This is a genomic window from Pseudoalteromonas distincta, assembly GCF_000814675.1.
Classification (GTDB): domain Bacteria; phylum Pseudomonadota; class Gammaproteobacteria; order Enterobacterales; family Alteromonadaceae; genus Pseudoalteromonas; species Pseudoalteromonas distincta.
This window is the reverse complement of the sequence record NZ_JWIG01000001.1, coordinates 1-12,992: the sequence shown is the minus strand read 5'-3', so window position 1 is coordinate 12,992 and position 12,992 is coordinate 1. Positions and strand designations below refer to the sequence as shown.

Here is a 12,992-nt window from a genome sequence, read left to right as displayed (position 1 = left end):
AAATTTCGCTATAACTAGGCGAAATTTTTACATCTATTTGATATTACGTATCTTTAGACTGGAAATCGTTGGATTTGCTTAGCGGTTCTTCAGAAGTTTAAAAACATAATGAATACCAACGAAAGATTATTTTTCATTACTTAAGCTGAAAATGTGGTGATTGGATATATTCTTGGGTAGTACAGCCCTCATCCTTGATAATATCTGATACGGCAATTACTGTATTGATAAAGTGGTTACGTGCTTCAAAGCTAAGTTAACAACGTCTTCGTATCCTTTAAAAGCCTATTCTAAATTTATTATATTCTCACCTGATGAATATGGTGGTGCTTTAATATCTTTGACTTTTAAAGCTATCAGCATCACATTACATTACGCATAACAACTGCAACTCTTTCATTTCTTCGTTTAAGTATTAAGCTTGCGTCACTTACCAAGCGTCCTGGTGATGCTTCTTCTATTGATGATTTCGAGCCTCAGACATATGAAAACGGTTCAAGTGTTGCACAACAACAAATGCATTTAGAAACTCCTATTAGCGCGCGCTCTATTTACATTAGTTCAAACTACGCACTAACCGATGATATTAACTTTAGTAGTGATATTGGTTACAGTGAACGTGAAGCCACTAGACAAATTGCAGGTTACCCGTACCAGTCAGCTGCTGATGGTATTGTACTTAGTGGAGATAGCCATTTTAACCCTGTTGGTGAAGATGTTTCATTTACTCGCCGTGGTTGGGAAGTTCCTCGTGTAACAGATAGTAACCAAGATACTTTACGTTTTACCGCTGCTCTTGAAGGTTCATTTGAAATAGCTGATCGTTATTTCGATTGGGATATAGGCGGAGTTTATAGTAAAAGTTCATCGCTTCAAGTTAGTAATGGTGATTTTTATAAGCCAGCAATTGAAGCCGCGACAGGTCCATCGTTTTTAAATTCATCAGGTCAAGTACAATGTGGCACTGAAGCGAGCCCTATCTCAACTGCAGAATGTACAGCTTGGAACCCATTAGCAGGCTTTGGCGCTGGTTCGGTAGAAAATTCATTAGCGGATCCTAATGTACAAGCCTTTTTGTACCCAACTCTTAACTATCGCGGTGAAACTAAAACAACAATGTATTTTGCTAACATTAGTGGTTTAATTACTGAGTTACCTGCAGGTGGTTTAACTTTCGCTTTAGGTGCTGAACACCGCGAAGAAACAGGGCAGTATACTCCTGATGCTCTTGCTCAATTAGGCGAAAGTACAACGCTTGCTTCAGGCCCAACAGGTGGTGAATACGATGTAACCGAAGCATATGGTGAATTAAATATTCCAATACTGTCAGATGTTGTAGGCGCAAAGTCGCTAAGCATTAACTTGGCAACTCGTTATTCTGACTACAGTACTTTTGGTGATACAACAAATAGTAAAGTGGGTATCGAATGGCGACCAGTTGATGATTTATTAGTTCGTAGTACTTGGTCAGAAGGCTTCCGTGCTTCTACAATAAATGATTTATACGGTGGTAGCTCTCAAACGTTTACCACAGGGTTTATAGATCCGTGCGATTCTGTTTATGGTACTGCTGCAGGTTCCGCTCGTTGTTTACAAGACGTTCCTGCAGATTACCGTCAATTACAACAAGGGTTTGTTCCTTCTACGGGGCCAGCCTCTCAAACACCTGTTCCGTTTAATAGTGGTTCAAATGAGTTCTTACAACCAGAAGAATCAGTTAGTAAAACAATTGGTTTTGTATACAACCCAAGCTACATTGAAAACTTAGATATCATTCTTGATTGGTGGAGTATTAAGATTACTGACACTGTTGTGTCTGACACTCCTAATGATATTTTAAAAGATTGTTACATTGGTGGAGACGAGTCACGTTGTGCTATGTTCTCACGTGATGCAAACAACTCTATTGTAAATGATTTAACTTATGGTACCCGTAATGCAGGTTTTACTGAAACATCAGGTATTGACCTTGCTTTAGCTTATGCATTTGAAACTGAATTTGGTGATTTTAGAACTACAATGGACAGTACTTATTTACTTAAGTATGATTCAAAATCATCAAATGAGGCAAGTGCTAAAGTAGAGTCAGATGTTGGGCATGAAGATGTATTCAGAGTTCGTTCAAGTGTAGGGCTGAATTGGTCATATGGTGACTTTAGTGCTAACTGGGGTATACGTTATTTCTCATCAATGCGTGAAGATTGTTACTTTGACGACAGATGTAGTAATCCAGATTTCCAACGTGAGTGGACTAATGGCGCTGTTACACCGAAGAACAAGGTTGGTTCAACTACGTTTAATGACCTACAAGTGAGTTATAATACACCGTGGGAATCAACATTATCAGTTGGTGCAAACAATGTATTTGATAAGCAGGGTCCTTTAATGTATTCAGGTCCTAGTTCTGCTTATTCTTATTATGGTGGTTTTGATATTGGCCGCTTATTGTACTTCCGTTATACTCAGAGCTTTTAACTCTAAGTACTAAATTGAAGGCTCAAAAAGCCCGTTAATACTTTAATAATGCTACTTGTATAAAATCAAGTGGCATTTTTTATGCCTGTTACTGAATAATACTCTACAGGCCATATTGTGCTATACCTAGGACCCTTTAGGATCCCTTCTAAAGCCGTTAGTGATATTTTAACCTAGATACCTACACTTCAATAATACAGCTAATTATAGCCTGTAAAGGAAATTACTTTTCGGAAATAAGGCTGGGGAAATAAATTTACAGTACTTACTTGGGTGAAGCATGTTGTAATTAAATGAAGCTATATAGAAGCTATTTCATTTATGGGCTTATAAAAAGTTTAATTAGCTAGATTTTATACAAAGATAGGTTTCTTTTACTCTTTATTTTTAGGTGAATAGTTTTCTTCGTAAAATACCCTTATACTAAAAAAGAATATTTAAATAATTCCAATCACACAATTTAGCGAGATATAGATGAAAGAAGTCCGATCTTTTATTAAAACAGCATCATTAACAGAGCTTGAAAAAGCTCAACAGCTTATCAATGATGCAATTTCAAAATATACCCAGCAGCAAAAAGCGAAACAGGAAGTTTTGGATCTTTTAAAAGAAAAAGGACTTACGCTAGAAGATTTACAAGATGGAGCATCAGACAAGCGCACTAAAGTTAAGCCTAAGTACCGCATGGAACTTAATGGTGAGACTATTGAATGGACTGGCCGTGGCCGTCGTCCTAAAGCGTTTGAAGGTGTTGAGCTTGAAAAGTTTTTAGCTTAAAGCTAAATATAAGAGAAGCTTCGGCTTCTCTTTTTTGTTTACCTCTCAATAAAATATAATTAAAGTCTAAATGTCATAGCAGTAATTTGCTAAAATCCCCTTATTAAAATCTATTTGTTTTCCCATGAGCTATAAACTAAGACCTTACCAACAAGAAGCCGTAGAGCGCACCGTTTTACACTTTAGAAAGAGTAATGATCCTGTCGTTATTGTACTACCAACCGGCGCAGGTAAGAGTTTGGTTATTGCTGAACTTGCGCGTATAGCTAAGCAAAAAATATTAGTGCTTGCTCATGTAAAAGAGCTGGTAGAGCAAAATTCGCAAAAATATAAAAGTTTTGGTTTAGAGGCGAGTATATTTTCAGCAGGCTTAAAAGAAAAATCATTAAACCATCAAGTAACCTTTGCCAGTGTGCAATCACTTTCTCGTAATTTAAATAAATTAAATGAGCATTATTCATTACTTATTATTGATGAATGCCATAGGGTAAATGGGGATCAAAAAAGTCAGTACGGTAAAGTAATAAACAGTTTAAAAGAGTATAACCCTCAGTTAAAAGTATTGGGTTTAACAGCAACACCTTATCGGTTAGGAATGGGGTGGATATACCACCACCATTATCATGGTTTTGTTAAGGGTACTCAAGAAAGTCCGTTTAAAAGTTGTATTTTTGAATTGCCGCTCAGGTATATGATCAAACATAATTATTTAACGCCGCCTAACGAAGTTGATGCAGCAATTAGCCATTATGATTTTTCGTCCTTAGATAGCAATGCATTTGGGCAATATGCGACTGATGACATGAATGCGCTTTTAAAAAACAGTGAGCGCGCAACGCAGGCTATATTACAGCAAGTAATTCAATACAGTGAAGAGCGCGAAGGGGTTATGGTTTTTGCCGCCACGGTAATGCATGCCCAGGAAATATTAAGCTACCTACCAGCTCATCAAAGTGCACTAATCACAGGTGATACGCCAAACACTGAGCGCGATAAAATCATTAAGCAATTTAAAGCTAAGCAATTAAAGTATCTAGTTAATATATCGGTACTAACAACCGGCTTTGATGCGCCACATGTCGACTTTATAGCTATTTTAAGACCTACAGAATCGGTTAGTTTATATCAACAAATTGTGGGGCGAGGTTTAAGGTTATCTGAATTGAAAACGGATTGCTTAGTAATAGATTATGCTGGCAATGGTTTTAATTTATTTCACCCAGAAGTAGGTGATAAAAAAGGCGATAGTGATAATGAACCTGTGCAGGTACTTTGCCCAGGCTGTGGGTTTGCGAATATATTTTGGGGTAAAACAGACTCCACTGGCAAAGTAATAGAGCACTTTGGCAGGCGTTGCCAAGGCCTGTTAGAAGATGATGATGGGCATAAAGAGCAGTGCGATTATCGTTTTAGGTTTAAAGAATGTGAGCAGTGCGGCGCCCAAAATGATATTGCTGCACGTAAATGCCATGATTGCGGCGCGGTAATGGCCGACCCTGATGATAAGTTACGCAACGCATTAAACTTAAAAGACGCACTTGTGCTTCGATGTAGTGGGTTATCGGTAACTCAAATTAAAGATGAACTTATTAAAGTAACGTATTTTGATGAAGATGGCGCAAGTTGCGATGAGGTGTATAACCTCGCAAATAAAGGCGGGCAATTTATATTTAATAAGCAATTTGGTCTACGAGTAGGACTTGGACAAACACCTATTAATTTTAAAACTGCAGCGCAAGTAGTAAGCGCACAATTTGAATTAGTACCACCAGATTTTGTTATTGCACGAAAAAGCAAAAAGTATGGCTGGAAAGTGGCTGATAAGCTATTTGACTATAAAGGCAATTTTAGGAAGGCAAATCAGTTAAGCCGTTAAGCTTAACTGATAGAGTACATTGGACTAATACAATTAAAAGGCAATTAAGCTTCGTCACCGTCCATTAATCCCCAGCCGTCACCATATCCATTAAAGCTATTAGCAATGCTTTCAATGTATTGCTCAGCTTGGCCTAAAAGGGTGTGCTCTGGCACCATTTGTACTTGAGTGATTACTTCCCAAACGCCAGTGTCTTTACATTTTTCAAGCTCAGCCTTTTGAACTAATGCATCAGAGACTATTTCTTTAGCAAATTTTTCAGCATCGGCTTCTTGTTCAAATAAAATAAAAAAATCGACTTGGTGCATTTTATTTAAATCAATGCCAGCAGCGGCTATTTCGGCTAAAAGTTGGCCGTTATCATCATCAGGGAATTGCATTAAAAACTCATTTAAAATTAATTTTTTATTCGTAGGCACTATTGTAACTAAAATATTGTCTTAACGCGTACTAATTTTAATTATGCTGATACTTATTCAAAGTTAAATTTACGCGTTAGATTGTCATTAAGTTAATGTGTTGCTCATTATGGCTATGCTAATATGCGCGTAATCAGCCAGTTTTATGTAAGATATTAAAAGTAAGGATATTTACTTGTTTATTAAGTTTTTACGTTGCATATGTGTTGTGAGCGCTTTAATTGCGACAAATAGCTATGCGGCAGAAAAAGTCATAGAAGATTACGAAATTAAAGGGTTAAGTGGTGATTTAGAAAATAACGTAGCCCTTTATCTCAAGCAATTAATTGGTGAAAAACCAACCCGTACACTTCGTCGTTATGCCCAAAAGCAAGTACAAAATAGCATTAAAGCACTTGGTTATTATAGCCCGACCGTCGAGGTTATTTATGATAAAGACGATAGCGAGTTAATTGTTAAAGTTGAGCGAGGTCCTGCAACTCGCATAGAAGCAATTAATATTACGCTAAACGGCGATGGCCAAAATGATACTCAATTACAGGCATTAATTAAAAATACCAACTTAAAACAAGGTGATGTTTTAAATCATGGTAGATATGACTCTGCTCATAAAAAAATAGAATCTATGCTATTGGAGCTTGGCTATTTTGATGCAAAGTGGCCAGCGCGCAAATTAGAAGTGTCACTTAATAAAAATAGTGCTGTTATTACTTTTGTAATTGATACTGGGGTTAGATATCAGTTTGGTGATATAAAAATAGCTAGTAATACGCCTGCTGAAAAATACATACGCTCGCTTGCGCCTTTTACTCAGGGTCAACCTTATAAATCAACACATATTGCTGACTATAATTTGGATTTATCAAGCACCCCTTATTTTGCAAGCGTGCGCGTTTACGCCGATATTGCTGCGCGTAAAAATAGCCAAGTCCCTATTAAGGTAGATGTGTTGCACAAGCCTGCAAATAGCTATGAAATTGGCGGCGGTTTTAGTACTGACTTAGGGCCCAAAGTGCGTTTTAAATGGAGTAAACCGTGGATCACAGAAGACGGCCATTATCTCGAAACTAATTTAAATGTGGCGCAAAAGCAGCAAGATATTTCCATGGCTTATACCATTCCAGTTGATGATCCGAATGATGATTTATGGCGTTTTTCTGCTGGATATAAATTAGAGGATGAACTAACAAACGATACCTACAGTGAAATACTCACGGGGCAAATTCAGCGCCAATGGTTAACCGAAAATAAGTGGGTGCGTACAGCATTTTTACGCCGCGACCAAGAAACCTACCGCATCGGTGATGAAGAGGAAGAAAGCACCGAAATGTTAATGCCGGGCATTAGCTACGCCCGCAAAAAATCAAAAGGCGGCACGACTCCATACTGGGGAGAGCAGTGGCTTATATCTGCTGAGTTTGGTTTAGATGATGTGCTTTCGAGTACTAATCTGATTAGGGTGCAAATGCAACATGCGTGGTTACGTACATACTTAGATAAGCATTTAGTGTTTTTAAAAGCAAATGTTGGTGCAATGCTTGTTGATGATATTGAAAACGTACCTTACTCACTGCGTTTTTACGCAGGTGGCGATCAAAGTGTTCGTGGTTTTGCGTACCAATCAATATCGCCGGAAAATGATGATGGCGATCTCATCGGTGGTAAATACTTACTAACCAGTACAATAGAGTACAACTATCAGTTTGCTCAAAACTGGCGCGCAGCTTTATTTGTTGACGGTGGTACTGCGACGAATGATTTTTCTGATGATTTTGAAGTAGGTGCTGGTTTTGGTTTTCGCTATTTAACACCCGTTGGCCCAGTGCGTATAGACCACGCTTGGGGATTAACAAAAGAAAGTAAAAGCACACGTTTAAGTATTACCATAGGGCCAGAAATTTAATGTCAGTATTAAAAAAGATAACAGCCGCCGTAAGTGCTATTTTTGTCACGTTAGTTGTCGCACTATTTTGTTTGTTATTTACCGCACCCGGTAATCAATTTATTGCTTATAGTGCAAACAAAGCGGTAGATGGACTACATATCGAAATTAAAGATGGCCGTTTTATTTATAATGATGCCTTTAATGTGCGCTTTACTAGCAACGGATTGGATTTTAATGCACAACAATTGAAAATTGATTTGTTTTGGTGGCAGTGCGATGGAATTTGTATAGATAACTTAAGTGCTAAATCTATAAATTTAACATTACCAAAAACTGCAGAGTCACAAGAAGAAGCCGCTGCAGAGCCGCTTGAAAAAATCAGCTTACCTTTTAATATTGCTGTAAAAAACATTGCGATCAATAAATTTACTCTAGAGCACCCAAGTGCAAACGTAAGCGTTAATAACTTTAAACTCTCAGCAAAAGCAGAGGGTTCAAAGCTGACGGTTAAAAGTCTGAATATTCCCACCATACTTGTTGCTTTAAAAGAGCAAGAACAAGATGCGAAAACACAAACGGCGCAAAATACTCAAGCGCCTTTAACGCACCTACCCGCATTGCCTAATATAGAATTTACTTCGCCACTTGATTTAGTTGTTGAAGACTTTGAAATTGCTAACATTACGATTGAGCAAAACGAAGCCCAGCATGTTATTGAAAACATCTCGCTGCAATTAAGTGTGGAAGATGCGGTTATTAATTTAGAGTCATTCTCAGCAAAGTATGAGCAGTGGCAGCTTAATACGCATCTTAACGCTGAGCTTGCAGGAAATTTGCCCGTAAAAGGGGATGTTGTTTTACAAAGTGATGAGCACCAAGCTAATTTGCAGTTGAATGGAGACTTATCAAACCTAAACCTAAATTTAGAAACGCAGGGACAATATCCGCTTAGTTTAACGGCAACGGCAAATTTAAAGCAAAAAAACTATCCGTTTGAGTTAAATGGCAAAATTAAACAGTGGCTTATTGATGCACAAAGTAATGAGCTTAAAGTGCGAAATGTAAGCCTCAATGCACAAGGTAATGCCGACGATTATCAGCTGAGCCTACAGGGGAATAGCCAATTAGGCGCGTACCCAGCTGTTGACTTAAATACCCAATTAAAAGGCAGTCTCACCAAAGCAACTTTACAAGCGCTAAGCATTAAAGCGAACGAAAGCAGTGCAACTATAAAAGCCAATGTTGATTGGCAAAAAGGCATACAGGCTAACTTTAATGGCACGCTTGCTAACTTAAAAGCGCAGTACTTAACTGATGCCGCAACCAGTGATATTTCGGGACAGTTTAAAGGCTCGTTTAATGCTGCTGACGACAAGTGGCAGCTACAAATGAATAATACAAAGTTAAACGGATTACTTAACGACGTGCCACTAGAATTTGCCTCAAACTTTAAGCTCGACAACACGTTAAAAGCTAATATTGATAGTTTTTATTTAAGTAGCGGCACCAATAAATTAGCACTAAGCGGGCAAGTTGATGACACTTGGCAGGTTGACGGCAAAGTAACACTAAAAAGTGATGAAAAAGCTAATATTCCATTTACTGCCGACGGCAACGCAAATTTAAAAGTGAGAGGGGAGAGGTTAACGCCTTCTGTTGATTTAGCACTAATACTCGATCGCTTTATTTTTGATGAAATAAACATTAATAAATTATCAGTAAAAGGGCAGTTAGATACCGCAGCCGATTGGCAAACCGATGTTTCGGTAAGTGTTGGTTCGGCGCTTGTGGCCGAACAGCAAATTAATAGCGTTAAAATTGATATTAGCGGCGACAAAACAGATCATCAACTTACGGCATCTGTAGATGCCGAGCAAGGCAGTGTAGAGCTTGAAGTTAATGGCAAAATTAATAATACCACTTGGAATGGCGAGCTTAGTAATGTAACGCTCAGCGATAAAAAGCTTAGTTTTAGTAATACTAAAAATATTGCCATTATGGTTAATACGCAAAGTGGCGACTTTGATGTAAGTGCACATTGTTGGGCATCTGAGCAAAGTAAATTGTGCATAGACACCTTAGCGCAGTCAAAAAACCTCGGTCAGCTAAATGCTAAACTAAGCAATTTAGCTCTTGAGGAGCTTAAGCACTTTTTACCTAATAGCATTCGTACTCGCGGTAATATAGCGGGCGATGTTGCACTTAATTGGCAAAGCGGTGCGCTTAAAACATTACGCGCAAATATCGATTCTAGTGACTTAGAAGCGGTGCTTACCTCGGAAGAAGATCGTTTTAAATTACCAATCGAAACTCTAACTGTTAGTGCATTTTCGGACTCTCAAGTTGGCAAGCTTGAAGCTAATTTAGAATCAAGTGTGCTTGGTAAAATAAACACACAAATTGATATTGACGACATACAAAATACGCAAGCGCTTAACGGCACTATTAATATTGATAAAATACTCCTTTCAGACTTACAACCATTTCTTGAAACCCTCGAGCAGTTAAAAGGTGATATTAGCGGAAAAGTCGCGTTAGCTGGTACGTTAAAAGATCCTTTATTAAATGGCGAGCTTAATGTGAGCGATATTAGTTTAGAGGGCGAGCAATTACCTATAGCGCTGCAAAAATCAAATATAAACGTATTGTTTGATAAAACAACAGCCACAATAAAAGGCAACTTAAACGACAATCAGGGCGGTAAAATAAATCTCACCGGTGACGTTGATTGGCAAGGTGCGCAACCTGCTGTAAATGTTGCGGTAGTTGGCGAGCAGTTTTATGTACGCGCGCAGCAAGGGGTTACTTTTAAAGTATCGCCGGATTTAAAAATAGGCTTGGCTAATAATGCACTCAAGCTTGCTGGTGAGGTAATTGTGCCTTACGGTCGTATAATGATTGAAGAGCTTCCTGAGGGGGCGGTGCAAGTTAGCGATGATGAAATTATTGTTGATCAAAAAACCGAGGCCACAGAAACAGTTCCGTTTGATTACGACATAGATTTAAAAGTGATTGTTAAAAACGATGTAAAAGTAGAATCGTTTGGCTTGGAATCAAAAGTTGCGGGTGATTTAGCGATAAAAATGAGTCAAGGTGCGCCAATTATAGCCACAGGTGAGCTTAACTTAATTGAAGGTACTTACTTAGCCTTTGGGCAAGATTTAATAATCAGCACCGGGCAAGTAGGTTTTAGCGGTTCAATTGAACAACCATTTTTAAATATTAAAGCAATACGTAACCCAGATACGACTGCAAATGGTGTGATTGCAGGGGTTACGCTCACAGGTAATGTTGAACAACCAACACTTAAAATATTTTCTGAGCCTGCGATGGATCAAGCACAAGCACTCGCATATTTACTTAATGGCCAACCTTTAGGCGATGGAGAAAGTTCGTCAAGCGATGCTATGCTTACACAGTTATTACTTTCTCAAGGGGTTAGCCGCAGCGAAGGGGTTGTTTCTAAGGTAGGTGAAACCTTTGGGTTGTCAGATGTAAGTTTAAGCTCATCAGGTAGTGGTGATAGCACCAAAGTAGAAATATCTGGTTACGTAGCACCCAGCTTACAAGTTAAATATAGCGTGGGTGTATTTGATTCGCTCAGTGAAGTGGCTGTGCGTTATCAGTTACTTTCACAGTTATACATAGAAATAACGAGCGGCCTATATCAAAATGTTGATGTGCTATATAAGTTTGACTGGGAATAACCAAAGCTATAATAATTATAAGGATATAAGCGATGAAAAAAATTATATTGCCAGCTCTGCTTAGTGTTTTATTGAGCGGTTGTGCTCAACAACTAGGTGATGATGTTGCTAAACAAGAGCTACCTTTATTGAGCGCGAGTGAGGTAATTGCTAGTGCAACAGATAATGACTGGCGAGTAGTGAACGCCCAAAATATTTTAAAGATAACGCTGCCAACGGGCGATGCGTATATTGAACTTAATGAACAGCTTGCACCAAAGCACGTTCAAAATATTAAAAAGTTAGCACGAGAAGGGTTTTATAAAAATACCAGCGTTTATCGGTTTGTTGAGGGTTTTGTAGCGCAAGGTGGCGACAGCTTGGGTAAAAAGTTAATTAAAACGGCAGATAAAACAGTCCCTGCTGAGTTTTATTTAACAACAAACAAACCACTTTTAATTACTGAGCTAAATGGCGACGGATATGCACCAGTTACAGGCTTTTTAAACGGCTTTGCAGTAGCTCAAAATTCAGCCCATACGCAAACATGGCAAGTGCATTGTAGTGGCGTGTTTGCAATGGCGCGCGACAACGATAAAAATAGTGCGAGTACGGAGTTTTTTGTAACAATAGGGCAAGGCCCGCGCTACCTTGATAAAAATATTACGGTGTTTGGTCGAGTGCTAGAAGGTATAGAGCATTTTAACCGTTTAGCGCGCATACCAACTGAAGGAAATGCATTTAACCCAATTACAAATATACAAGTACTTGGCGATGTACAAAGCGATAAAAGTATATTTAAAGTGATGAAAACAAACTCATCGGTGTTTAAAAACTTAATCAGCGCTCGTAAAAACCGTGTTGAGCCATGGTTTGTTAAAGCACATAACTACGTTGATGTGTGTGGTATGCCCATACCCACTAAGCGCGAAGTTATACCAATTCCAATAAATAGCTGATCTATTTTACTTGCTAAAACAACCCATTTCTTTGTTGTAAATTTCGCAAAGGGAACAACCATTTACATCAATTTACGCCTAGAACTGAATTATTTTTTCTGCGTAAAATTTAGAGCACATACTTAATGGAATTGGTATTAATTAAAGAATGAAAAAAGGAGCCTTGGCTAATGCCGATCAGTTAAGAAAATGACCGGTTGACCGATCCAAACGATCATGCAAAATCCGTAGTTAGGAAACTAACTACGGATTTTTTTGTGAATATAGAACAAGCACTGCAAGCAACACTTGAAGAAAGCAGCCGATACCATACCTTTGAAAAATTATCAGAAATTCTTGACCCTGAAATCATTGAACAAGGTTTTCAACAAGCAGGGATTGCAACCGTTCGTAAGCGAAGATTACCGCTTGAAGCCGTTTTGTGGTCAGTTATTGGCATGGCATTGTTTCGAAAAGAATCAGTTTGGAATATCGCTAATAAGCTAGATATCATGTTACCTGGCAAGAACCAACTCGTTGCTCCAAGTGCGATGGTACAGGCGAGACAAAGGTTAGGTAATGATTCCGTTAAACACGTTTTCAATAAATCTGCTCAATCAATGTATAAGCAACAGTCATTCGAAACATGGAATGGTTTGAACCTATTAGCTGTTGACGGTGTTGTGTGGCGAACAGCCGACACGCCTGATAATCGTAAAGCCTTCTCTTCAGGTAGCAACCAATACGGTGATACAGCCTTTCCTCAAATACGCATGGTCTGTCATATGGAATTGACCAGCCATCAACTTCTCAGTAGCGAGTTTGATAACTATAAAACCAACGAGATGAAATTAGCTGAGCGTTTAATTGAACGTACACCAGATAATTCACTGACTATGTTTGATAAAGGATATTATTCTTTAGGCCTGTTAAACC

8 protein-coding genes are annotated in these 12,992 nt (G+C 38.4%); 7 read left to right on the top strand and 1 reads right to left on the bottom strand.

Annotation, left to right across the window (positions count from 1 at the left end; all coding sequences use genetic code 11):
* Nucleotides 1-516: 516 nt before the first annotated feature.
* The 3 genes from QT16_RS00040 (at nt 517) to radD (ending at nt 5,128) form a co-directional block, all read left to right on the top strand.
* The gene (locus tag QT16_RS00040; protein ID WP_238719402.1) at nt 517-2,475 is read left to right on the top strand and encodes a TonB-dependent receptor; all 1,959 of its coding nucleotides are present in this window, start codon (nt 517-519) and stop codon (nt 2,473-2,475) included.
* 474 nt (nt 2,476-2,949) lie between these two features.
* Nucleotides 2,950-3,252, top strand: coding sequence for an H-NS histone family protein (locus QT16_RS00035; protein WP_002958250.1), 303 nt, complete (start codon nt 2,950-2,952; stop codon nt 3,250-3,252).
* Between the two features lie 124 nt (nt 3,253-3,376).
* A complete protein-coding gene (gene radD / locus QT16_RS00030; protein ID WP_039484227.1) occupies nt 3,377-5,128 on the top strand; it encodes a DNA repair helicase RadD in 1,752 nt (583 codons plus the stop codon).
* 44 nt (nt 5,129-5,172) lie between these two features.
* Here radD and QT16_RS00025 read toward each other — a convergent pair whose 3' ends face one another.
* Nucleotides 5,173-5,508: a ribonuclease E inhibitor RraB gene (locus QT16_RS00025; protein ID WP_002958248.1), complete on the bottom strand. Its 336-nt coding sequence runs from the start codon at nt 5,506-5,508 to the stop codon at nt 5,173-5,175.
* Between the two features lie 214 nt (nt 5,509-5,722).
* On the opposite strand from QT16_RS00025, the gene QT16_RS00020 reads away from it, so the two are divergent.
* The 4 genes from QT16_RS00020 to QT16_RS00005 form a co-directional block, all read left to right on the top strand.
* Complete coding sequence (locus QT16_RS00020; protein WP_039484224.1) at nt 5,723-7,450, top strand: autotransporter assembly complex protein TamA; 1,728 nt, start codon at nt 5,723-5,725, stop codon at nt 7,448-7,450.
* Complete coding sequence (tamB, locus tag QT16_RS00015; protein WP_039484222.1) at nt 7,450-11,139, top strand: autotransporter assembly complex protein TamB; 3,690 nt, start codon at nt 7,450-7,452, stop codon at nt 11,137-11,139. Before QT16_RS00020 ends, tamB begins: the two co-directional genes overlap by 1 nt.
* A 32-nt stretch (nt 11,140-11,171) precedes the next feature.
* Nucleotides 11,172-12,077 carry a peptidylprolyl isomerase gene (locus tag QT16_RS00010; protein ID WP_039484214.1) on the top strand — a complete coding sequence of 302 codons (906 nt, stop codon included), beginning with the start codon at nt 11,172-11,174 and terminating at the stop codon, nt 12,075-12,077.
* A gap of 263 nt (nt 12,078-12,340) precedes the next feature.
* Nucleotides 12,341-12,992 (top strand): IS4 family transposase (locus QT16_RS00005; RefSeq protein WP_338109678.1); only part of this gene is annotated, 652 nt, incomplete at its 3' end.

Coding starts and splice junctions, on each gene's coding strand:
- QT16_RS00025 (WP_002958248.1), bottom strand. CDS start 5,508: ATGCAATTCCCTGATGATGATAACGGCCAACTTTTAGCCGAAATAGCC.
- QT16_RS00040 (WP_238719402.1), top strand. CDS start 517: ATGCATTTAGAAACTCCTATTAGCGCGCGCTCTATTTACATTAGTTCA.
- QT16_RS00010 (WP_039484214.1), top strand. CDS start 11,172: ATGAAAAAAATTATATTGCCAGCTCTGCTTAGTGTTTTATTGAGCGGT.
- QT16_RS00035 (WP_002958250.1), top strand. CDS start 2,950: ATGAAAGAAGTCCGATCTTTTATTAAAACAGCATCATTAACAGAGCTT.
- tamB (WP_039484222.1), top strand. CDS start 7,450: ATGTCAGTATTAAAAAAGATAACAGCCGCCGTAAGTGCTATTTTTGTC.
- radD (WP_039484227.1), top strand. CDS start 3,377: ATGAGCTATAAACTAAGACCTTACCAACAAGAAGCCGTAGAGCGCACC.